General features: G+C 38.6%; 22 protein-coding genes. 10 read left to right on the top strand and 12 right to left on the bottom strand.

Going from position 1 to position 21,446, the window contains the following annotated elements; all coding sequences use genetic code 11:
• Positions 1–22 precede the first annotated feature (22 nt).
• From GJS41_RS00615 to GJS41_RS00605, 3 genes are all read right to left on the bottom strand, one after another.
• A complete protein-coding gene (locus tag GJS41_RS00615) occupies positions 23–2,251 on the bottom strand; it encodes a carbohydrate binding family 9 domain-containing protein (protein WP_154245414.1) in 2,229 nt (742 codons plus the stop codon).
• Positions 2,252–2,328: 77 nt separating this feature from the next.
• Entirely contained in the window at positions 2,329–4,617 is a 2,289-nt protein-coding gene (locus GJS41_RS00610) for a carbohydrate binding family 9 domain-containing protein (RefSeq protein WP_154245413.1), read from the bottom strand.
• A 134-nt stretch (positions 4,618–4,751) separates the two neighbouring features.
• Complete coding sequence (locus GJS41_RS00605; protein WP_154245412.1) at positions 4,752–5,984, bottom strand: choice-of-anchor H family protein; 1,233 nt, start codon at positions 5,982–5,984, stop codon at positions 4,752–4,754.
• Between the two features lie 188 nt (positions 5,985–6,172).
• Here GJS41_RS00605 and GJS41_RS00600 point away from each other — a divergent pair, with 188 nt between their 5' ends.
• Positions 6,173–6,907, top strand: a complete 735-nt coding sequence (locus tag GJS41_RS00600) for an FAD-binding oxidoreductase (RefSeq protein WP_154245411.1) — start codon at positions 6,173–6,175, stop codon at positions 6,905–6,907.
• Between the two features lie 60 nt (positions 6,908–6,967).
• Positions 6,968–8,668, top strand: a complete 1,701-nt coding sequence (locus tag GJS41_RS00595; RefSeq protein WP_154245410.1) for a Zn-dependent hydrolase — start codon at positions 6,968–6,970, stop codon at positions 8,666–8,668.
• A 59-nt stretch (positions 8,669–8,727) separates the two neighbouring features.
• Here GJS41_RS00595 and GJS41_RS00590 read toward each other — a convergent pair whose 3' ends face one another.
• Both GJS41_RS00590 and GJS41_RS00585 read right to left on the bottom strand, forming a co-directional pair.
• A complete protein-coding gene (locus GJS41_RS00590) occupies positions 8,728–9,735 on the bottom strand; it encodes a lamin tail domain-containing protein (RefSeq protein WP_154245409.1) in 1,008 nt (335 codons plus the stop codon).
• Positions 9,736–9,780: 45 nt separating this feature from the next.
• Positions 9,781–11,598 carry a DUF11 domain-containing protein gene (locus GJS41_RS00585; protein ID WP_154245408.1) on the bottom strand — a complete coding sequence of 606 codons (1,818 nt, stop codon included), beginning with the start codon at positions 11,596–11,598 and terminating at the stop codon, positions 9,781–9,783.
• Between the two features lie 102 nt (positions 11,599–11,700).
• Here GJS41_RS00585 and tusD point away from each other — a divergent pair, with 102 nt between their 5' ends.
• The 4 genes from tusD to GJS41_RS00565 are packed head-to-tail and all read left to right on the top strand — an operon-like array spanning position 11,701 to position 13,048.
• A complete protein-coding gene (gene tusD, locus GJS41_RS00580; protein WP_154245407.1) occupies positions 11,701–12,093 on the top strand; it encodes a sulfurtransferase complex subunit TusD in 393 nt (130 codons plus the stop codon).
• A gap of 5 nt (positions 12,094–12,098) precedes the next feature.
• Positions 12,099–12,455: a sulfurtransferase complex subunit TusC gene (gene tusC / locus GJS41_RS00575; RefSeq protein ID WP_227551217.1), complete on the top strand. Its 357-nt coding sequence runs from the start codon at positions 12,099–12,101 to the stop codon at positions 12,453–12,455.
• A gap of 3 nt (positions 12,456–12,458) precedes the next feature.
• Complete coding sequence (gene tusB / locus GJS41_RS00570; protein ID WP_154245405.1) at positions 12,459–12,725, top strand: sulfurtransferase complex subunit TusB; 267 nt, start codon at positions 12,459–12,461, stop codon at positions 12,723–12,725.
• Positions 12,725–13,048: a TusE/DsrC/DsvC family sulfur relay protein gene (locus tag GJS41_RS00565; protein WP_154245404.1), complete on the top strand. Its 324-nt coding sequence runs from the start codon at positions 12,725–12,727 to the stop codon at positions 13,046–13,048. The genes tusB and GJS41_RS00565 overlap by 1 nt, the downstream gene beginning before the upstream one ends.
• A gap of 16 nt (positions 13,049–13,064) precedes the next feature.
• Here GJS41_RS00565 and GJS41_RS00560 read toward each other — a convergent pair whose 3' ends face one another.
• The gene (locus GJS41_RS00560) at positions 13,065–13,925 is read right to left on the bottom strand and encodes a DUF11 domain-containing protein (RefSeq protein WP_154245403.1); all 861 of its coding nucleotides are present in this window, start codon (positions 13,923–13,925) and stop codon (positions 13,065–13,067) included.
• 178 nt (positions 13,926–14,103) lie between these two features.
• On the opposite strand from GJS41_RS00560, the gene GJS41_RS00555 reads away from it, so the two are divergent.
• On the top strand, positions 14,104–14,739 hold the full coding sequence (locus GJS41_RS00555) for a phospholipid-binding protein MlaC (RefSeq protein WP_154245402.1): 636 nt from the start codon (positions 14,104–14,106) through the stop codon (positions 14,737–14,739).
• Positions 14,740–14,799: 60 nt separating this feature from the next.
• On the opposite strand, the gene GJS41_RS00550 is transcribed toward GJS41_RS00555, so the two are convergent.
• A complete protein-coding gene (locus GJS41_RS00550) occupies positions 14,800–15,273 on the bottom strand; it encodes a peroxiredoxin (RefSeq protein WP_154245401.1) in 474 nt (157 codons plus the stop codon).
• 112 nt (positions 15,274–15,385) lie between these two features.
• Between GJS41_RS00550 and GJS41_RS00545 the strand changes: the two genes are divergently transcribed.
• The gene (locus tag GJS41_RS00545) at positions 15,386–15,829 is read left to right on the top strand and encodes a hypothetical protein (RefSeq protein ID WP_154245400.1); all 444 of its coding nucleotides are present in this window, start codon (positions 15,386–15,388) and stop codon (positions 15,827–15,829) included.
• 53 nt (positions 15,830–15,882) lie between these two features.
• On the opposite strand, the gene GJS41_RS00540 is transcribed toward GJS41_RS00545, so the two are convergent.
• The 3 genes from GJS41_RS00540 to GJS41_RS00530 form a co-directional block, all read right to left on the bottom strand.
• Positions 15,883–16,398 carry a lipocalin family protein gene (locus GJS41_RS00540; RefSeq protein ID WP_154245399.1) on the bottom strand — a complete coding sequence of 172 codons (516 nt, stop codon included), beginning with the start codon at positions 16,396–16,398 and terminating at the stop codon, positions 15,883–15,885.
• 84 nt (positions 16,399–16,482) lie between these two features.
• The gene (locus tag GJS41_RS00535) at positions 16,483–16,800 is read right to left on the bottom strand and encodes an antibiotic biosynthesis monooxygenase (RefSeq protein WP_154245398.1); all 318 of its coding nucleotides are present in this window, start codon (positions 16,798–16,800) and stop codon (positions 16,483–16,485) included.
• A 9-nt stretch (positions 16,801–16,809) separates the two neighbouring features.
• The gene (locus GJS41_RS00530; RefSeq protein ID WP_154245397.1) at positions 16,810–16,992 is read right to left on the bottom strand and encodes a PspC domain-containing protein; all 183 of its coding nucleotides are present in this window, start codon (positions 16,990–16,992) and stop codon (positions 16,810–16,812) included.
• 98 nt (positions 16,993–17,090) lie between these two features.
• On the opposite strand from GJS41_RS00530, the gene aqpZ reads away from it, so the two are divergent.
• Positions 17,091–17,777: an aquaporin Z gene (gene aqpZ / locus GJS41_RS00525; protein WP_154245396.1), complete on the top strand. Its 687-nt coding sequence runs from the start codon at positions 17,091–17,093 to the stop codon at positions 17,775–17,777.
• Positions 17,778–17,981: 204 nt separating this feature from the next.
• Positions 17,982–19,748 carry a DEAD/DEAH box helicase gene (locus tag GJS41_RS00520; RefSeq protein ID WP_154245395.1) on the top strand — a complete coding sequence of 589 codons (1,767 nt, stop codon included), beginning with the start codon at positions 17,982–17,984 and terminating at the stop codon, positions 19,746–19,748.
• Between the two features lie 91 nt (positions 19,749–19,839).
• Here GJS41_RS00520 and GJS41_RS00515 read toward each other — a convergent pair whose 3' ends face one another.
• Entirely contained in the window at positions 19,840–20,319 is a 480-nt protein-coding gene (locus tag GJS41_RS00515) for a hypothetical protein (protein ID WP_154245394.1), read from the bottom strand.
• 52 nt (positions 20,320–20,371) lie between these two features.
• Entirely contained in the window at positions 20,372–21,421 is a 1,050-nt protein-coding gene (locus GJS41_RS00510) for a rhodanese-related sulfurtransferase (protein ID WP_154245393.1), read from the bottom strand.
• Positions 21,422–21,446 lie beyond the last annotated feature (25 nt).

Below are 21,446 nucleotides of genomic sequence, written 5' to 3'. Positions count from 1 at the left end.
AAAGCAGGCTTAGCCTGCTTTTTTATAACTGAAAGGCGTAACTAAATTTTGCAAACAAAGTTTTTATATCTTTCCTTAGAGAGCGTATTAAATCATTCTCAACGGCATTATCCGAATAACCTAAATATAAAACACTTTTAGCGTCAAACTTATAAACATATAGCAGTTGTCTTGCGACACTGAGATTCTTTTGATTAACCGCTAAACTCCCTAATAAAATAGGATCGTTGGTGAAGTTAACATCTTGATAACGAAACAGTAGTCGTAAAAAGCTTTTTTGATCAAATTGATAGATGAAATTTGAATTAATCACTTCTTGTTCAAAAAAGCGTCCTTGCGGTAGGTCAAAGTCTTGTTGTACATACTCTACAAAAATATTTAAATGTTTAGTTAACTGCCAATCAAAGTAAAACTCATATTCAGTTACCTCACCTGATCTTGCCTGGTCACTTAAAAAGTCAATATCGTCCGAATAAGAGGCTTCAATACCGACTCGAATATCAGCAAAGGGTTTATAGGATGCTGAGAGAGCATAAAAATCTTGGTTAAACCATCGTTCGTCAAAAAACACTTCTCGAGTACCAAAAACAAAGTCAACCTCTGACTGCCCTCTTCCCTCTAAACTTAAAGTTGCTTCTGACTCGGTTTCTAGTTTTTGTCCATCATACTGAACTGTCGTATCCCAATCACCACGTAACTGTACTCTGGAAAAAAAATCAGTATCATCGCCATACCAGCGGCGACCACCACCGACGATAGTTTTGCGATAACCGCTTCTAGAAAGAAAACCTAAGTCTGCACGGAAATTTTCATCAAAGTGGTTATGAGATAAAAACCAACTCCAGTCACGATCATTATGGTTATAATTCAAACGGTAAGCAGAACCATTTTCACTAGCATCGCGATTAAAGTTACTTTGTAAAGCTTCCGAATTATTAGTTTCGGTATGAATAACCTGATATCGAAACACATCTGAATCAGTTAATTGATGTTTACCATCAAAGCTTATTAAGTCGTTTGAGTAGTCTCCCGCGTCTCTATGGGTCAAAGTAACACCTAGTAAAGTGTCATCAGAAATATCATGCGCATACCTTACCACTGCCGAATTACTCTCTTCGTCAAGAGACGCCAAACTAGAGCCTTGGCTATTAGGTATTATAATATTGGTATTATTATCCCGAGCAACTAAAATCCCTAAAGAACCACTGTTGAGCTTCGAAGTGTATTTAATACCTGCATCAGGGTCGGCTATATTGCGACTGTAATAAACAGTCAGCATAGTATTAAAATAATCTGCACCATCAAGAAAAAATGGCCTTTGTTCGTCGAAAAACAAGGCAAAGCGAGTATTAACATCCAGCTGCGCTGTATCAGATCCTACCTGAGAGAAGTCAGGATTAACTGTAGCATTCAAGACAGAATTGTCACTTACAGCCCAGCGCAAATCTATACCAGCTTCAAAGTCGGCTGAATCACCTTGCCATGGTTCGTTTGATAACGGATCACGAAACTCAGTTTGATTTGCAATAACGTAAGGAACGACTTCTAGGTTTTGTCCCGTATCGATATTTGCGAAGCCCTTATATTTTTTATATTGGCATATAGTACAGTTAATATTTCGATCCAATAAGCTTGAAGAAAATTCGTATTCAAAATCTTTTGGAGCCATTCTTAATAAGTCAATTGCCCATTCTTTCGTGCCTTTTTTGTTAGCAAAGCGCAATGCTTTAAAAGGTATTTTAAGCTCAACACTATAACCCTGTTCGGTAATAATACCTGCTGAATACCAGATAGCATCCCAAGAGAAGTCATTTCTATCTAAGATATCATCACTAATAGAGTCTTCTTGAATGCCTAATGGATTTACGAAAAAGTTGTAAGTCCGCCTTTGATCATTAAAAGTATCGATTTTAATTCCAACCAGGTCTTCGTCTGAAATGTCGTCTCTATCTCTATAAGATGCTCGCAGTTTATTGACCTCACTATCTTCGGCAATAAATCCAACATATAAATACTCATTATCTTCATATAAATAGGCAGTGGTTTTGAATTTGGCAGGAATGTTCTCAGCAGGATAAATTTCGTATTGTAAGTCTATAATTTTTGCATTTGACCAAACAGACTCATCCAGTTTGCCATCAACTTTAACGGTTTGAAAAATTTGGGGGATCGTTTCATTGGCATACGCCATTATTGAAAAGATTAACAAATAAAGCCCTAACAAGGGCTTTAAGTATTTATTTTTATGCATTTATTTCTCCATCAGCTATAAAGTTTTATAGCAAAAAGAGAAACTTATTAAAAGAATTAAATTGTACTCACGTTTGTTTATAGCTGAAACGCATAGCTAAATTTGCTAAAGACTGAGCGACCAGTTTTTTCAAAGGAGTTAACCGTATCATCTTCAAATCCATTATCTGAATAACCTAAGAAAAAGACAGTTCTTGGATTAACTTTATAAGCGTAAAGTAGCTGCCTGCCAATACTCTTAGCGTCACTTCTAGTAGATAAATCTTGTAGTGATTGATTAAAATCAATATCACTGTAACGAATGGTTAACCTTAAATATTGTTCTTTATCGAATTGATATGTGGAATTCAAATTAATGGTATTCGAGCGAAAAATATCGCCTTCATTTCTCCATATTTTAGAAATACCATAGTCGCCCGAAATATAGAAATGTCTAGTAGCTTGCCAATTAGCAAAAGCGCTATAATTACGACGATCGGCAGCTTTAATACCCGTGACAAAATCTACTGCATCACCACCATTATAATTCATGCCCAACTGCAAGCTGGTGATGGGTCTAAAATTTGCAGAAAACCAATAAAAAGTTTGATCGAATTCGCAACCACCTGAATCTCTTGGACAATCGGGCATTGTTGAATCTATGCGAGTAGTTTCATTGGAATACCAAACATCTCTTACTCCCGAACCAAAGCCTATAAAGGATTGGTAAGGGCCATTTATATTAACCCAGAATTCAGCTTCTTCTTCTAAAACTTGCCCTGTGTAATCTTTGGTTTGATCAACATCACCACCCCAGTGAATGCGGTTAAAGGTGTCGCCATCTTCACCATGCCAAGTATAGCCGCCACCAATCACATCACGACTAAAACCATTCTGGTTAATAAAGCCTAAATCAGCTCTAAAATCCTCGTTGAAATCAAAACGTGAAGCACGCCAGTTCCAATTTCGGCCATTGTGGTTATAGGCTATGGCATATCCATACCCTTTATCATAATCTTCATTGGTATCAGGGTTTGGTGTAGAGGGGTCATCTGTTTTTGAATAGACGGCTTGATAACGCAATACATCTTCATCAGTAAAATAGTACTTTCCATCAATCGATGCTGCAGTATTTTCATAATCGTCTGTTGAGCGATGCGTTAACATAGCGCCTACTTGCGATTTATCTCCCATGTCGTAGGAATATCGACCTGCAAAAGCCTCGGATTCTAACGAGGCATCGTCTTGTATACCAGAGGCTTGTGCGCCAGGAATTAAATACGCAGTACTATTATCTGTTGCTGCTAACACGCCATACGAATGCTTACCCGACTTACCCGTATATTTTAAGCCCCAGTCTGGATCGGCAATATTTCGTGTATGCAAAAAGTTTAGAAAGCTGGTTTTGAAATAATCGGAGCCCTCTAAGAAAAAAGGTCTTCGCTCTTGGAAAAATAAAGCGAACGTTTGATTAACATTGAGTTGTACTGAGTCTGCTTCAACCTGAGAAAAATCTGGGTTTATAGTGGCGTTTAAAACTGAGTTGTCTGTTACTCCCCAGCGAACATCTACGCCTGTATCAAATTCAAAATCACCATTTTGCCATTGAGTCTCAGTAGGAGGGCTTCGAGTATCACTACGTTGGGCCGAAACATAAGGAGTAACCTCTAAATTTTGGCCACTTTCGATATCCTTAAACCCTGTCACTTTACCAATTTGGCAGACGCGGCAACTTTGATCGCGCTTTACTTTATTAAAAGCAAATCGATATCCATAGTCTCTCGGGTACATCCTTACAAAATCAATGCCCCAGGTTTTAATATCTGATTGATTCGGGAAACGTAAAATCTCAAAGGGTATTTCAATCTCTACTTGATAACCTGATTCGGTAATCTTACCCTCGCTATACCAAATTGCATTCCAGGACGAATCTTCATTACCAGCGACATCATCTTCAATTGAATCCATTTGAATCCCCAATGGATTTACAAAAAAATTATAAGCCTTTCGCTCATCATTAAAAGTATCTACTTTAAAACCAAGCAAATCATCCGCCCATACGGTATCTCTATCTTTCAACGAAGCTTGGATTTTTTCTGGCGAAGGATCTTCGGCAATTAAAGCGATTAACAAAGAACTGCCATTTTCGGCAATATAGGCAGAAGTTTTTATTTTTGCGGTTATATTTTCGCCTGGCCGTGTTTCATAGGTTAGATCCACCTTAGTAGCCTGTTGCCAAAAATCTTCCGTTAATTCGCCATCAACAGTGATTTCCGCTTTTACTTTGGGGATAGTAATTGGAGTTTGCTTTGCATCAACCACGCCGCACAACACGAATAAAGACAAGACAGCACCAGCAACGATTTTCCCTACCATTTTAACAAGCATTAAAGCTCCATACCCAAACTGTTTTTTATTAGATGCGATTATAAAGAATATGGTTTACTAGGACTGTCATTTTTTAAAATAGATATGTTACAAAATATGAAAAAGCCCGCTAAGCGGGCTTATTTGCCGTCTGGTTATTGTCTTCTTCTCCAAGCTGCAACAGCTAATATTAGTAGACCAAGTATATTCCAGCTGCCACCTCCTGAACCAGAACTTGATGTCGATGGGTTACCTGATGATCCTGAACCACCGCTTCCAGAGCCCCCAGGAGTTTGATCTTTTCCTGCATCTTCTAATGGTACATCTACCAAAGGTCCAAAATCATTAGAGGCGCTTGCTAAGAACTCGTTTGTTGCTGAGTCATATAACTCAATTTTAAAATCATACAAACTGGTTGCGTACCCTGACTGCCATGTTGCTTCAAAAGCAATGGTGTCATCCGTATTGGTGCCAACAATGGTGTAAGCCGCGGACTCTGTTTCAAATTGCCAAGTACCATTACCGGTCTTTTGATAAAGTCTCGCGACGATGTCTCTTTGACCAGAAGTCACATCCGCATCAAAACTTATCTTGAAATCTTGATAATAACCATCGTTATCATTATCTGTAAAGATTTCTGTTTTAACAGTGCTGATAGAAACATTAGTATCAGGTTGGGTTTGTTCAAAACTGATATCTTCAATTGGTAAGTTGCCCAAATCGCCATCATATGTAGCATCTAAAAAATCAACTGTTCCGCTATAGCCATACTCAAATAGGTCAATCGCAATTTCATAATTTCCAGGTGGAAAGCCGTCATTAAAGCTTGTGGTCACATGATAATCATCGCCTGAATCATCAAAGTAAATCTCAAAAATATCAGTCGTAAAATAATGCGTCCACTGTAAAGTGCCTTGCTCACGGATATATAATTCAGCATATACATCATAATAAGCCGCAACTGATGCATCTACATCAAAGTCCACACGAATTTCACTATAATAGCCATCGCCATCAATATCTGATTTTAATAGCACAGCAGCATCATATATAAACAAGTGACTGGCACTTTTTGCCAAACGCTGCGGGCTTCTTTGCTTTTCGCTATTTAGAGCTGATTTATCTAAGCTGATGTTGGCCTTGTATTGCGCATCTAAGTTCTCTTTCGTTTGACTAGAAGAGTACTGGGCTTTGCTATCTGTTGTGGACTTAACAATAGATGGCTCTTGGATTTCACCAACGATATTTGTAGTGGCTAGTTTTTTACCAATACGCACTTCTTGACTAGCTTGCTTGTCACCCTCTGCAGATTCATTAGCAAAAGCCATTGAAGCACTCATAGCCAATATGCTTGATATAGATAGCGTTAATAATTTTTTTGAAAACATCTTGGTTCTCCCTAAAACTTAATACTCGTAAGCTAAATACTTAACAATTGGATTTCTGTTAAAAGAAATCTATTTAGCAACTTTAAGCATAGTTAAACAAAACCTATCTGAACCGATCCTGAACTTAATGGTATTTTTGTCTTAAGCCTATATAATGCTGGCTACATTAGATATTACATAAGTTATCCATGCCACTTCCTAGCTATCAAATACAACTTGAATCCAACGAAGCCATTACGCCCAACGTTCGAAAATTGCGCTTTAAATTCATTGAGCCTAGCAGTTTTACTTACCGTCCCGGTCAATTTGTATCCTTCTTACTTGAGCATGATGAGAAGCCACTTAAACGCAGCTATTCCATAGCTAACTTAGAAATGCCTAACTCTGAAGGCTTGGTCACGACAGACTATTTGGAAATTGTCATCTCTTATGTTGAGCATGGACGTGCCACTAGAATTTTCTTTGATGCAAAAGAAGACGACACATTCGAGATTAGCGGGCCCGTGGGCTTGTTGATTCTTGGTTCTGAAATACCTGAGCGAGTCTTTTTAATTGGTACAGGCACCGGAATGGCGCCTTACCGCTCAATGTTAAAACAGCTTCCTGAATTGCCACAACATCAATTTAATATTTTATTTGGCGCTCAAAAAGCTCAAGATTTATTCTACACCGATGATTTTTCAACTGCTCAGGAGCATCAAAATATTAACTTTTATCCTTGTTTAAGTCGTGAAGAACAAGAAGGCGCTTTTAAAGGATATGTCCAAGCCAAGCTTGAAGACTTAAAACCTAACCCCGAAACCGATCTGGTTTACTTATGCGGTAACCCTAATATGGTGGATGATGTTTTTAGCATGCTGAAAGATTTAGATTTTGGGGTTAAACAGGTAAAACGTGAAAAGTACGTTTTTAGCAAATTTTAATGATAAGGACTAGATAAAAAATCTAATCAAAAATTTAATAGAGAATTTAGGGGGAAGATTATGAATAAAACCAAGCTTACCGTAGCCATAAGTCTTGCAGCTGTTTTAGCCGCTTGTAATGAGCCTGAACTTAAAAAGTCCGTCGACGACAAGACATCTGCTGCACAAGAAATGCCTATATTAAAAGTAGAGAACCATAATACTACGCAAACCGATCAATACAGTCGTTTTGATATTTACGCACCTTTTACTTTAACCAGCAACTTAAGCCATTTATCCAGCAATCAAAAGGAGATGATAGGTCTATTGATTGATGCAGGTAAAATAATGGATGACCTGTTTTGGAAAGTTGCATACGGCGATAAGGACAAGCTATTAAACTCGATTGATGCCCCTAAAGCTCGCAAGTTTGCCGTAATTAATTACGGTCCTTGGGATCGTTTAGCTGCGAATAAACCGTTTATAGAAGGAACTGTCGCCAAAAGTCCTGGTGCTTCCTACTATCCAGCGGATATGACTAAAGAAGAGTTCGAAGCTTGGGAACAAGAAGGCAAAGACGGCCTTTACTCTTTAGTACGCCGTGACGAATCTGGTAAATTACAGCTGCAACCCTATTCTGTAGTCTTCAAGGATGAGTTAACCCAAGCTAGCAAACTCTTAAAACAAGCAGCGCAATTGGCTGACAACCCTGAATTTAAAAAATATCTAGAGCTAAGAGCAGAAGCATTAATTACTGATCAATATCAAGCTTCTGATATGGCTTGGATGGACATGAAAACCAATCCGGTAGAAGTGGTGATTGGCCCTATCGAAACCTATGAAGATCAACTTTTTGGTTATCGTGCAGCCTTTTCTACCTATGTATTAATTAAGGATTTGGAATGGAGCAAGAAACTTTCTAAATACGCTGCTTTCTTACCGGAATTACAAAAAGGATTGCCTGTAGAGCCACAATACAAACGTGAAATGCCTGGAACCGACAGTGATCTTAATGCTTATGATGTAGTCTTCTACGCAGGCGATAGCAATGCAGGCTCTAAAACCATCGCTATTAATTTACCCAATGACGAAGAGGTACAATTAGCCAAAGGCACTCGTCGCTTACAACTTAAAAATGCAATGCAAGCGAAGTTTGATAAAATTTTAGTTCCAATTTCCGAGCAATTAATTGCGCCCGAACAACGCAAGCACATTACCTTTGACGCATTTTTTGGTAACACCATGTTCCATGAAGTCGCTCATGGCTTAGGCATTAAAAATACCTTAGATGGTAAAGGAACCGTACGCGCAGCTTTAAAAGAAACAGCATCGGCTCTTGAGGAAGGCAAAGCTGATATTCTTGGCTTATACATGATCAGTGAATTGTTTAAGAAAGGCGAAATTGCTGAAGGCGAAGTGATGGACAACTATGTAACTTTCCTAGCGGGTATTTTCCGTTCAGTTCGTTTTGGGGCCACAAGTGCTCACGGTAAAGCAAACATGGTACGTTTTAATTACTTCAAAAAAGAAGGTGCATTTAACTACGACCCTACAACTGGTCACTATAGTGTTAACTTTAAAAAGATGACGGATGCTATGAATTCACTGTCGAATTTAATCTTAACGCTTCAAGGTAATGGCGATTATGACGGTGTTAAAATGTTGTTAGACACTCAAGGAGTTATTAGTGAACAGTTAGCTAGTGATTTAAAATTATTAGAAGAAAAGCAAATTCCTGTTGATGTTACTTTCAAACAAGGAAAAGCAATTTTAGGAATCTAGTTTATAATCTTATTTACAAATACAAAGGCGCTTCTAGCGCCTTTTTCATAAGCGACTGCTCAATAGTCTGATGGATTAATAGAATATACAATCGGCACCGAGACTATCACTGTTTGGCCGTTAGTTACATCTAGACTAAAACTTAAGGTTTGTCCGGTTGGCGGATTGGTCGCTGGCAAGGAACAGGCGACAACCGGAGTGCAAGAAATCGCTCCATTGAAACTTACTCCATTAGGTAAAGTGTCCTCTATTAACAAGCCAGTAACATCATCTGGACCATCATTAGTAACTTGCAATTGATAAGTAGAAGAGCTTCCCGGCGTGTACGAAGTTGAAGAATCAGTTTTAATTACCGAAATATCTGAAGCTTGGTTATTATTACGGCCCACTGAACTCACTCTTTGATTAGAGCCATTAAAAACAGGATCCGTATCAAGTGTATTCACATTTGGACAAGCCACAATCGCATCACTTCCAGTTGTTCTTGTCCAACAGCGACTATCATTTGAATCTACGCCATTAGGAGTTAAACTTATTGAACGGCCTTTTGCTGTATTATCCAAAGTAGTATTAATTGCTGTATTCCAAATACTAGCAGCCACTCCATCATAAGCGCTGGCACTAGTAGAACCATAACCAACAAAATCAATAAGGCTCCCAGAAGAATCATATAGCCGCACATCATCGGCAGTATTATTTAATTGAGCGCTCAACCCTAACCATAACTGTAAATCAGCACTAGGTGCATTGTTATCAGGATTAGTAGATACGCCGACCCATACAACTAAATAACCGTAAGCAGGTATCACTGTGCTAGCAGGAAAAGTAAAATTTAGGCCATCTGTAGTATTAGGACTTATAGAACCGTCAGCTAAGACATAGTTAGAAATATCAATATTAGTAGAACCATTATTATATAGTTCAATAAACTCATCGTTAACAGAAGCTCCTGCCCCTCCTGTTTGATCAAAAAGCACTTCGTTAATTACAACTGCTGAATTAGCAGTTTGGCTTGATATAAAGCCAGTAGTAATAAGTGCAGCTATAAATAAATTATTCCTTTTCAAATTTCATACCTAAATCATTAAGTACTTTTTACTTATCCTAACTTGTTAAGGGCTTTCTGAATACGATATTGGAACCTTTATCACAAGACTTTTACCATTAGGTATATCAACAGTAAGTGTTACATTACCAGTTCCTGCTTGCGTTGTCCCTGCTGCAGAACCACTAACACAAGACGCAGAACCATCTCCAGGGGATTCTGCAGGATCGCAAGTCCAGTCGCCATTATTAGAAGCATTTGCAGGTAAAACATCATTTATCACGGCACCAATCAAATTATGAGGGCCATCATTAGTAATCGTGATGGTGTATTCAGTATCTTGGCCAGGTGTATAAGTCGTGCTCCCTGCTCCATCCGTCTTGACAACACTAACATTCGAACGGCAATTTACCGGCACTAAAGTCGGATCATCATCATTAGTTAAACCATCCAAGTCCGAGTCAACAGCATCATCCGTACTAGTATCGTCACTTAATTCTACAATTGAATTTACGTTATCCGTATCACCCGTTTGTATAGCATTATCAATAGGGTCCATATTAACTTGGGCTTGATTAGAGATATTCGTAGAAGTACAAACAGTTGAACTGTCTGCAACTCTCACTCTATAACTTAAATTAACCGTCCCAGAAGCTGGGATTGAGCCGTTCCAAAGCATATCCTGACCGCTATTGGTTAAACCTCCACCACCATCATTAATAATAGAATCAAAAACAAAGTTGCTATCAAGAGTATCTACAAACTCGTTGCCGGCATTATTTGCTTGAGCAAAATCATTTTGTAAATTAGTCAATACTACATTAAAGGTTACCAGTTCGCCCGGCCCCACTTGGTTGTCGCCACTAGCATCTGTAAATGATTTTGAAGCTGTAATAAACTCTAAAGCCCCAACTGAGTTAGCTTGAAAAGCAAACCATGCCACAAACTCAGGAATACCGGTTCGCTCAGTATCGTTCACTTGATCTTCATCTATATGAACATTGAATTGAGTTGCTTCTACGCCTGAGCCACAGAGCCTTACCCAACCACCGTTGCCACCATCCATACTATTGTGTTTTACAACGACATTGGGAGCTCCAGTAAAAGTATTGCCATAAGCAATGTTTTGACATTCATCTTGATGTCTATCGACATCTCTTCCTCCGGTGCGACCAGCGGCAAAATTATTACCGTTGTATGTTCCGCTACCTCGTTCAATAGCAACCCAGCCTATGGTTTCTGTAGGATGCGAGTTAACAGCTTCGGCTCCTTCTAATGCAATTCGAAAACCAGTAGTGGTTGGAGGGTTTTCTTTATCACCAACAGGTGCAAAGACAGTCGTGGTTATCCATTCAGGATCATTAAAAGTGTTGATGGTGTGCAAAACGGCAGGAGCAGTTGCATAAGTATGACTAAAGTTAATAACGTCGCCATTAGTGCCACCGCCTCGAACAGTATTGGTACTGTGTAAGTAGGCTTCAATTTTGGTAAAGCCTGTGCCATTAGGTATGACCCAAGTTCCCCGCTCTACCACTAACCATTGCACAGTTTCAGTTTGCCAAGCAGAAGACGGACAGGTATTTGCTGGAGGTGGCGAGTTACTATTAAATTCATTAAGGCTAGTACAGGGGCTTTGAACTTGTATCTGAAAACTATTACCAGAAGCGTTACGAATTCTTACGCTTAAACTGTTATCATTATTGTGCGTAATAGGACCAGCAATAACCACAGGATCCGTATAGGTTTTTTGCGTTGTTACTGTAAGCCAAACACCTACATCAACGTCTGATGATCCTGTCTCAAAGAAAGCTCCTGCTCTTGTAAGAGAGCAAAAAAACAAGCAAGTAATTAAGCCGATGCTTAAAACTATATGTTTCAAAGACATTTATCCCTATTTAGCTATATGAAATTAGATCTAACATTAATTCTTATTATCCTTTAAAATAACACATAACTAATTGTAATTTGTATATTTTTGTAAAATTTAATGGCCACTTTTTCATTATTAATAACAGCCAATCCTTATTCAAATCAAGGACAATACTCTGCTTTGAAATTTACCAAAGCAGTTCTAGAGGCTGGGCATATTATTAAGCGTATATTTTTTTATGCAGACGGTGTATTAGTGGCCAATAGATTAAACTGTCCGCCCGCTGACGAACTGAACTTAACAAAATCTTGGGCAAAACTGGCTATTGAAAAAGATATTGAACTAACCGTTTGCGTAACTGCTGCTTTAAAACGTGGCATAGTCAATCAGGCTGAAGCTGAAAGAAACGCTTTAACGAGTGAGAGTATTGACCCCGCTTTTGAGTTATCAGGCTTAGGGCAACTCACTGAAGCCATGCTTGCATCCGATCGCTTGGTTACTTTTGGATAAAGCTGATGAAATCTGTTTGCTTTATCTTTAATAAACCTCCTTACGGCCAAGAATCCGGTAAGGAACTCCTTGATATTTGTTTAATGTGCAGCGCTTTTGAAATGCCAATCACTGTAATCTTTCAAGGCGATGGCGTATTACAACTAATAGAAAATCAGCAGCCAGATATACTCAATATAAAAAACTACAGTAAAACTTTTAAAGCGTTGAAACTTTATGGTGTGGAAACGGTTTTAATTGATGCTGCGGGCTTAGAAAAGCACCAACTGGTAACTGAGAATATTTTGAATATTGGAGAAATAGCCAACAGCAAAATTATTCAAAATGTCATTCAAAATACTGATTTCAGTATCATGCTATAGCTTATGAAAACTTTATTTATACTCAATAATCCCTCAAAACTAACTACCTGTCTTGAAGCTATGGCTAAGGATGATGGATTATTATTAATTGAAGATGCCGTTATTCTAACGCGTAAAAATATAGAGCGAAAAGAGATCAGTTTACAGGCACTCAACGAAGATGTAACCGCTAGAGGCGTTAATCACACAGACCCTAGTTGGCAGCTTATTAATTATGCCAAATTTGTTGAGCTAACTTTAACTTTCGATAAAAGTGTTACTTGGCTCTGATGACTAAACTAGAAGATCTTAAAAGAGACAAAGAAGGCTACCTTCTAAACTCTGAACAGTGGAGTGAGCAAGTCGCGCGAGCAATAGCAGATGATGAAGATCTCGATTTAAACGAGGACCATTGGCAAGTTATTCATTATGTTAGAAATTTCTACGAAGAATTTAATACCAGCCCCTCTATCAGGCCATTAGTTAAATACCTTCAACAAGAGTGGTCAAAAGAAAAAGGTAATAGTATTTATCTTGCTTTATTATTTCCTGAAGGACCAGCAAAACAAGCCACTAAAATTGCAGGTTTACCAAAACCTGCGAGATGTATTTAATTATTAATCTAAGGCCTCATGGTGTAGTTGAATAAGTTACATTGACAGTGTAAGTAACAGTACCACCGTCCGGAATATCAACTAGTTGATTAATAGCACCAGTTCCAGCAGCGGTACAACTTGCTCCGGCCGATGGAGTACAACTCCAAGACATTAATGAAACTCCTGTAGGTATCGGGTCAGAAACTTGTAAACCCGTCACATCGATCGGGCCACCATTACTAACTACAATAGTATAGCTACTAGTCCCGCCTGGAGTATAAATTGTTGTGCTATCATTTTTCGTTACAGAAATATCAGCTTCATTACTGGCTTCAACGGTCAGCCTAAACCTTCTAAAGCAAAGCGGATCTTGCCCCGCACTATCACTCATAGTTAAACGCCATGTTCCACCAATATTGGTAGATTGATCAAAGTCTGATAAATTCCCCTCAGGCTGAAAAGTGCCCGCCGTCGGTGTGGTTCCTGTAAATACAGCGCCTTCATCATCATAATTAACAACTATTACACCTGGGCGCGTCGCCCCGGAATAATACCCAGAATTTGCGGTTACAATATTCACCGAAGTTCCATCTGGCGCTGTTACTACAAACCCAATTTCATTGTTAAAGACACCTCCACCCTGATGATTTCGGCAAACTCCATCATTGGCAGCACCCTCATCTCTTTTATCAAATCGTATCTGTACATTAACATCGGTTATAGCTGTCCCCGTTGGGAAATCTGCAGCTGGAATTACGATATCTCTAAAAACAGGACTGGTACTATTGGGGTCAACATCAGCGTTGGTATTGTTGGTATAGGTTTGAGTTATAGTGACGGCACTTACTGAAAAGTGAACAAGGCACAATAGTATAAAAAGAAATATCCGTATCATCTAACAATAAAGTGTAATATATTCAAAATTATTTAATCATATAACTGATACTATTGCATTCATAAATTAAATGCATATTTGACTTGTAATAGCTGTTAAGTTTCCGTTAAGTTTAGTTGTTAGACAATAGCGTCAAAGGTAAAATCACCTTAATTAATAATGTCATGTGGGACAAACAATGAAAAAATTAAGTATCCAACTTCTTGCTGTAGCAATAGCAGTGCTATTTACTTATTCTGCCACTGCCGCAGATCCAAAAGTTCGTATGGAGCAAGTAACCGCTAAAATGTCTAGCGAGATTTTAGCCAATAAAGATCGAATTAAAGCTGATTCAGACTACGCCAAATCTCTTATTCAAGATCACCTACTTCCAGAAGTTGATACTGAGTATATGACAAAACGTATCTTAGGTAAGACCTACTGGACTGAAGCAACTGAAGTGCAACGCAAGACTTTTACCAATGAATTTATTGGATTATTGCTTAACAGCTATGCCAAAGGATTAGCTAGCTATAGTGGCCAAAAAATAAGTTATTCTGACACTGCTTATTCTAAATCTGGTAAAACTGCTAATGTGCGCTCTAGCATTGAAACTGATGACTCACCTATTTTGATCGATTACCGATTGAAAGTGCAAGCTGATGATTCATGGTTAATTACCGATGTGATTATTGAAGGCGTTAGTATGGCAAAAAGCTATGCTAGCCAATACCGCGATCAAATCAAAGCCATTGGTATAGAGGCAACTTTGCAGAAATTAGCAGAAGAAAACGCTAGAGCTGCAGAAGCAACCAAAATTACTGATGAAACCTAAACGTTTAAAATTTCAGTAAATAAAAGCCAGCATATGCTGGCTTTTTTACATCTAGCTCACTTATAGCATTGCTAAAACGGCTTCTGCGGAGCTTTTTTCTAAACCTTTGTCATCAACAGCTATCTGTTTTACTTCGCCATCATCAACAATCATGGCAAAACGTTTAGAGCGCAAACCCATTCCCCAAGCTGTACCATCAACTTCTAAACCTAGAGCTTTAGCAAATTCGCCATTGCCATCCGCTAACATGGTGATTTCTTCAGCATTAGAAGACTTACCCCAGGCATCCATAACAAAAACATCATTGACTGACATACAAACTATTTCATCAATACCCTTCGATTTAAACTTATCTGCATTCACTACAAAGCCTGGTAAGTGAGCAGCCGAACAGGTTGGTGTAAAAGCACCAGGCACCGAAAACAAGATTACTTTTTTATTATTAAATAAATCTCGTGTATCGATATCTAACGGCCCATCTTGCCCCATGACTTTAAGTGTTACGTTAGGAATTTGCTCATTGATATTAATCATTTTTAAATCTCCAAAATATATTCTAAGATAAATGATAATGTTTGCTGTAACATTAATCCATTAATACTATCTTTTAAGCAAGCTTTGTTATTAATTTGAAGGGGTTCATACAATGTCAGATTCTAAAGTATCACGCTTTTTACCATGGGTTTTAATTGCTATCGTTGCTTTTATTTTTTTGCAATCTTTGCCATATAAGTTTTCTGGTCACGCAGAAACTAAAATTATATTTATGACCATTGGTGAGTGGATGAATGGTCTAGGGCTATCAAGCATAGGTGAACTATTTGGCCAATACGGCGGCTATCTCATTGGTTCTTTAGAATTGGTTGCAGTAATTTTATTGTTACTTCCTAAAACGCGTTTTTATGGTGCTTTATTAGGACTAGGCCTTATGAGTGGCGCAATATTTTTCCACTTATTTACACCACTAGGCGTGGTTCGGACAATCGATGATGCTGGCAATACTGATGGCGGTGTTTTATTTATTATGGCTTGTATTGCTTGGGTATCTAGCGCTGTTCTTGCCTACTTGAATAGACCTGGAAAATCATAAACCAGACACAAATTTTAATGATCATTTATAAAAGGCGCTTTTAAGCGCCTTTATTAATTATGGTTAATAAACTCTAACTTGTTGGTTGGAAAGCCTTTTGATTGAGCTTTGCTTACTAAATCATTAACTATTGATTTATCAATATTGGGATCACGCGCTAAAATCCATAAGTATTCTCTTTTAGGACCTGCAACCAAAGCATACTGATAATTATCTGCATCTAATTCAATAACATTATAACCACCATAAAAAGGACCAAAAAAGCTTACTTTTAACGCGGCCACATTTTCATTGCTTGTGAAATAGGCTTTACCTTCAGCCTCTTCCCACTCTTTCGATGAAATATTAAATCCTTTGTTAAGGACTTTCACACCACCATCAGATTTTAGAGAATAATTTGCTGTAACCTTATGTAAATCCTTTTCAAAGCGATTAGGTAATCTCGCAATTTCGTACCAGGTGCCTAAGTACTTATTCAATTGAAAGTTTTGTACCACAGGTAAATCTGTCGGAGCTACACTACATGAAACAAGCGAAAGCACCAGTGGAATAAAAAGAAGTTTCTTCATGGATATAACCTTTTGCTAACTATTTATTCGAAGGTTATAGCTAAGCTTCAGTGAAGATATTGTGATTTTAGCTCTGAAGGCTAATTAGTTATTTTTTGAATAATCATGCTCAACTTTAGCAATCCGAACTGAAAAGTCTGAATACCATTTTTCTTTACCGTACTTTTGCGCCACTAAATGCTTTGAATTGGCTTTCCAGTTTTTAATGGACTCAAGGTCTTTCCAATAGGAAACAGTAATCCCTACTTTTTCTCTTGCGGACTCAATTCCTAAGTAACCCGGTTGTATCGCTGCCAACTCAAGCATTTGCTGCGCCATCTCACCATAGCCACTGATATTATTGGAAACTAAAGAAGTGAAAACCACACAGTAGTATGGAGGTTTGGGAGTATTAGCAATCATCAATTATTATCACTCCTCAGGAATGACTAACCATAAAATAATATACAAAAAAGCTCCTACAGTAGCTGTTAACAAGGATGCAATAACATAAATAATCCTCATCATGGTTGGATCAATGTCAAAGCGCTTTGCCAAGCCACCGCATACGCCACCAATCATTTTATTTGCTTTTGAACGCTTTAATCCTGACATTCCAATTACCTACAATGTTTTACATTTGCTTAGCACGAAAACTGCTAAGTTAGATTAGATTTACTGTAACCTTATCAAAAAAAGTATGGGGGAAACATATGCAAAAGAAATTAATTGCCGAATTTATTGGCACATTTTGGTTGGTTTTAGGCGGCTGTGGTAGTGCTGTATTAGCGGCAGGATTTCCAGACGTTGGTATTGGTCTATTGGGCGTTTCGTTAGCCTTTGGTTTAACCGTTTTAACTATGGCCTATGCCATTGGCCACATTTCTGGTTGTCACTTAAACCCTGCTGTCTCTGTAGGCTTGTGGCTAGGTGGGCGTTTCGAAACTAAAGAATTATTGCCTTATATTGTAGTGCAAGTTTTAGGTGGCATTGCAGCTGGAGGAATCTTATACCTGATCGCTTCAGGCCAGGATGGCTTTAGTACTGCAGCCGGATTTGCTTCGAATGGCTATGGCGAACACTCACCTGGTGGTTATAGCATGACGGCAGCTTTAATCTGCGAAGTTGTCATGACAGCCTTTTTCTTGATTGTTATCTTAGGTGCCACTGATAAACGTGCACCTGCAGGCTTCGCACCGATTGCTATTGGTTTATGCTTAACACTGATTCATTTAATCAGTATTCCAGTCACAAACACATCGGTAAACCCTGCTCGCAGTACAGGAGTGGCGCTGTATGTTGGTGACTGGGCTATCAGTCAATTATGGCTATTCTGGTTAGCTCCAATCGTAGGTGCTGCAATTGGTGCATTTATATATAAGTTCATCGGTAAAGAGTAATATTTATATAAATGTTGTAAAAAGGCGGCTTTTAGTCGTCTTTTTGCTTTTAAAGGCATTTATCGCATAGGTTTATGCAGAAATGACGTGTATAATCGCCGCTCGATAGCATCAGGTCCAAGATAGTCGTGAGAAGTGTTAGTGACCCAGTGCTTAATTTATAGAGATACTCGAAAAGAGTGATCTCCACAGGTGAACTACAATATGACTACTTCTGAACAAGCATCGTTTGATGACTTAGGCCTTTCTGCGCCTATTCTAAAAGCCGTAAAAGACGTTGGCTACGAGCTGGCCTCGCCAATTCAACAAGCCAGTATTCCTGTCCTACTAACAGGCAAAGACATTATTGGCCAAGCCCAAACTGGTACTGGTAAAACCGCAGCATTTGCCCTGCCACTGTTATCTAAAGTTGATGTTAAATCAAAGCACACCCAAATATTGGTATTAGCACCTACTCGTGAGCTAGCGATTCAAGTAGCCGAAGCTTGTCAAAGTTATGCTAAACATTTACCAGGTTTTAATGTATTGCCCATTTATGGCGGTCAAAGTTATGACATCCAGTTGCGTCAACTAAAACGCGGTGCGCAAGTGGTCGTCGGTACCCCTGGTCGCGTTATGGATCATATCCGTCGTAAAACGTTAAAGTTAGATAACCTGACGACTTTAGTTTTAGATGAAGCCGATGAAATGCTTCGCATGGGCTTTATTGATGACGTTGAGTGGGTATTAGAACATACCCCACAAGACCGTCAGATCGCCCTCTTCTCTGCGACTATGCCAAAAGAAATCAAGAAGGTAGCAGAAAAGCATTTAGATAATCCTGAACACATTAAAATTCAGTCTAAGACATCCACCGCTACTACAATTCACCAGCGTTATTGGCCTGTCAGTGGTCTGCATAAACTGGATGCATTAACGCGAATTTTAGAAAGCGAAACCTATGATGGTGTCATTATTTTCGTTAGAACCAAAATGGCAACCATTGAAATTGCTGACAAGCTAAATGCTCGTGGCTTTAACGCAGAAGCACTTAATGGCGATATTCAACAATCAGCCCGTGAGCGTATCGTTGGTAAATTAAAAAGCGGTAAAATCGATATTCTTTTAGCTACTGACGTCGCCGCTCGTGGATTAGACGTAGAGCGAATTAGTCACGTGATTAATTACGATATTCCTTACGATACTGAATCCTATGTTCACCGTATCGGCAGAACCGGTCGTGCTGGTCGTACGGGTAATGCGATTTTATTCGTAGCCCATCGCGAACGTCGTATGCTGCAAGCGATCGAAAGAGCTACAAAGCAGCCGATTGAAAAGATGGAAATGCCAACCATCAACTATATTAACGAGCAACGTGTTAATCGCTTTAAAAATCAAATCAGTGATACGATTGCCAATGGCGACTTAGAGTTTTACCTACAATTAATCAAGAGTTTCCAAGAACAAAACGAACATGACCCACAACTATTAGCGGCGGCATTAGCAAAAATGGTTCAGGGCGAAGAAGAGCTTTTATTAAAAGAAAACCTTAAAAAGAAAACTAAAAGCAAAGAGTGGGATAAAGACCTAGACGATAGACCTCGTCGCAAAGCTAAAGACAAAGTCTTTTCACCAAAAGCTCAGCCACTTAAAGAACATCCTGATATTAAGATGGAACGTTATCGCCTTGACGCTGGTCACAAGCACAATGTTAAAGTCGGTAATATTGTTGGCGCCATTGCGAATGAAGCCGATATCGAAAGCCAATATATTGGCCAGATCGAATTATACGAAGAGTTCTCAACCGTTGACTTACCAGCCGACATGCCGGACGAGATTTTAAACATCCTTAAAAGCGCTCGTGTTGCTGGCAGAGCTATGAGTATGTCGAGAATTGGCGATATGGATACAGAATCTAAAGCTTCAGCAGGAAAGCCCAACAGGCATAAAGGGAAACGTTCAAACGCTCATAAGCGTAAAGCTAAAAAGTAAACATAAAAAAGCCTGCAATTGCAGGCTTTTTTGTAAATTATTAGGGAAGTAACTCTGACTCACTTATTTATTACGCTTGCATTTTTTAAAATCAAAATGATAGGACATCGAATCCATTAAACATGGATTTAATTAATTCATAACCCGTTAAAATGGAGCCAAATAAGAGTGTGACTCTACAAATAATTGAAAGCATAAACTCGTAGCCTGTTGACAGTGAAAACCTATCCAGGAGTACATCAAAGTCAAATGTTCCCCATACAAGATATAATAAAGAAAAACCAATAGCTAAAAGCATAAGACCTAAACCAAAATTACTAAACCCGTCATTTTGAGCCCAATAAAAAGAAAGCCATACTAAAAAAATAGTAACGGTGGCTACGTTTACTCTAAAAAAAACTAACTCTTTAGTATACAAAACTAACATTATAGAAAGGATAAAGTTGTATATCCCAATAATAATAATAGCTTTCCATAAATGATCTTCACCTATTAAATTTATAACAGCAAAACTGATTATTGCTGCAATATAAATTGAATGCGTGAAAAGCAAACTTTTATATCTAGTCATTACTTATACATTATTTAATAATAGTGGTATTTTGTAGTTAAATTGATCAAAGTTACTTTCCACCACGCTGTTGCTCTTTAGTTTCTTGCTTCTTTTGCTTTCTCGAGGCTATCGCCGTTTTAACCTCTGAGCCTAGGTGCTCTTCGCCACGCTGCTTTGCCAGTTGCATTTGGCGTTCGCGCTCAGAATAACGTTGACGCTGCTCTGGGGTTTGTTTGTCGTAGCAATGATGACAACTCACCCCTTTGGCGTATTTCTCGTGTTGTTTGTCTTCTTCGAGAATTGGCATTCGGCAAGCATGGCACTGATCATATTGGCCTTTTTCTAAATCATGATTAACCGCAACTCGGTTATCAAAAACAAAGCACTCACCTTCCCACAAGGATTCTTCTTTTGGTACTTCCTCTAAATATTTTAAGATTCCGCCTTCTAGATGATAAACTTCTTCAAAGCCCTGCTCTTTTAGGTAAGCGGTAGATTTTTCACAACGAATACCGCCAGTACAAAACATAGCGACTTTTTTATGTTGAGCTTTGTCTAAATTCTTTTCTACATACTCTGGAAATTCACGAAAGGTTTCAGTTTCAGGATCGAGCGCATTCTTAAAGGTTCCAATCGCTACTTCATAGTCGTTACGAGTATCAACCAGAACCACATCTGGATCGGATATTAAAGCATTCCACTCTTTGGGTTTAACGTAGGTGCCAACCACTTCTTTAGGATCGATTCCTTCAACTCCCATAGTAACGATTTCTTTTTTGAGTTTTACCTTAGTGCGGTAAAACGGCATAGTTTCATCATAAGATTCTTTATGCACTAGATCGGCTAAGCGCTCATCTTGCTTTAGCCAATTTAAAATCGTATTGATAGCTTTGCGACTACCGGCTACTGTACCATTAATGCCTTCTTGCGCGAGCAATAGAGTACCTTTAACCTCATTCGCAAGCATGACATCCAGTAACGGCTGGCGGATAGCTTCAAAATTCTCTAGGGTAACAAATTTATATAAAGCAGAGACAACCACTTGATTTGATTGGGTATTATTGGATTTTTGATTAGGTACAACAGAGTCATCTGCGGCAACAGATTTAGAAATAGTCATTAACTTCCTCGCCTACTGGAACGTA

The sequence above is a fragment of the Kangiella sp. HZ709 genome, from assembly GCF_009674675.1.
In the GTDB taxonomy this organism is placed as follows: Bacteria; Pseudomonadota; Gammaproteobacteria; order Enterobacterales; family Kangiellaceae; genus Kangiella.
This window is presented reverse-complemented; position numbering and strand designations above follow the sequence as displayed.

What these genes read in the sequence shown, in the direction of transcription:
- GJS41_RS00605 (WP_154245412.1), bottom strand. Translation starts at nt 5,984, where the DNA reads ATGTTTTCAAAAAAATTATTAACGCTATCTATATCAAGCATATTGGCT.
- tusB (WP_154245405.1), top strand. Translation starts at nt 12,459, where the DNA reads ATGAAAACTTTATTTATACTCAATAATCCCTCAAAACTAACTACCTGT.
- GJS41_RS00610 (WP_154245413.1), bottom strand. Translation starts at nt 4,617, where the DNA reads ATGCTTGTTAAAATGGTAGGGAAAATCGTTGCTGGTGCTGTCTTGTCT.
- GJS41_RS00585 (WP_154245408.1), bottom strand. Translation starts at nt 11,598, where the DNA reads ATGTCTTTGAAACATATAGTTTTAAGCATCGGCTTAATTACTTGCTTG.
- GJS41_RS00520 (WP_154245395.1), top strand. Translation starts at nt 17,982, where the DNA reads ATGACTACTTCTGAACAAGCATCGTTTGATGACTTAGGCCTTTCTGCG.
- GJS41_RS00515 (WP_154245394.1), bottom strand. Translation starts at nt 20,319, where the DNA reads ATGACTAGATATAAAAGTTTGCTTTTCACGCATTCAATTTATATTGCA.
- GJS41_RS00545 (WP_154245400.1), top strand. Translation starts at nt 15,386, where the DNA reads ATGTCAGATTCTAAAGTATCACGCTTTTTACCATGGGTTTTAATTGCT.
- tusC (WP_227551217.1), top strand. Translation starts at nt 12,099, where the DNA reads ATGAAATCTGTTTGCTTTATCTTTAATAAACCTCCTTACGGCCAAGAA.
- GJS41_RS00560 (WP_154245403.1), bottom strand. Translation starts at nt 13,925, where the DNA reads ATGATACGGATATTTCTTTTTATACTATTGTGCCTTGTTCACTTTTCA.
- tusD (WP_154245407.1), top strand. Translation starts at nt 11,701, where the DNA reads ATGGCCACTTTTTCATTATTAATAACAGCCAATCCTTATTCAAATCAA.
- GJS41_RS00540 (WP_154245399.1), bottom strand. Translation starts at nt 16,398, where the DNA reads ATGAAGAAACTTCTTTTTATTCCACTGGTGCTTTCGCTTGTTTCATGT.
- GJS41_RS00530 (WP_154245397.1), bottom strand. Translation starts at nt 16,992, where the DNA reads ATGTCAGGATTAAAGCGTTCAAAAGCAAATAAAATGATTGGTGGCGTA.
- GJS41_RS00600 (WP_154245411.1), top strand. Translation starts at nt 6,173, where the DNA reads ATGCCACTTCCTAGCTATCAAATACAACTTGAATCCAACGAAGCCATT.
- GJS41_RS00535 (WP_154245398.1), bottom strand. Translation starts at nt 16,800, where the DNA reads ATGATTGCTAATACTCCCAAACCTCCATACTACTGTGTGGTTTTCACT.
- GJS41_RS00565 (WP_154245404.1), top strand. Translation starts at nt 12,725, where the DNA reads ATGACTAAACTAGAAGATCTTAAAAGAGACAAAGAAGGCTACCTTCTA.
- GJS41_RS00615 (WP_154245414.1), bottom strand. Translation starts at nt 2,251, where the DNA reads ATGCATAAAAATAAATACTTAAAGCCCTTGTTAGGGCTTTATTTGTTA.
- aqpZ (WP_154245396.1), top strand. Translation starts at nt 17,091, where the DNA reads ATGCAAAAGAAATTAATTGCCGAATTTATTGGCACATTTTGGTTGGTT.
- GJS41_RS00550 (WP_154245401.1), bottom strand. Translation starts at nt 15,273, where the DNA reads ATGATTAATATCAATGAGCAAATTCCTAACGTAACACTTAAAGTCATG.
- GJS41_RS00595 (WP_154245410.1), top strand. Translation starts at nt 6,968, where the DNA reads ATGAATAAAACCAAGCTTACCGTAGCCATAAGTCTTGCAGCTGTTTTA.
- GJS41_RS00555 (WP_154245402.1), top strand. Translation starts at nt 14,104, where the DNA reads ATGAAAAAATTAAGTATCCAACTTCTTGCTGTAGCAATAGCAGTGCTA.
- GJS41_RS00510 (WP_154245393.1), bottom strand. Translation starts at nt 21,421, where the DNA reads ATGACTATTTCTAAATCTGTTGCCGCAGATGACTCTGTTGTACCTAAT.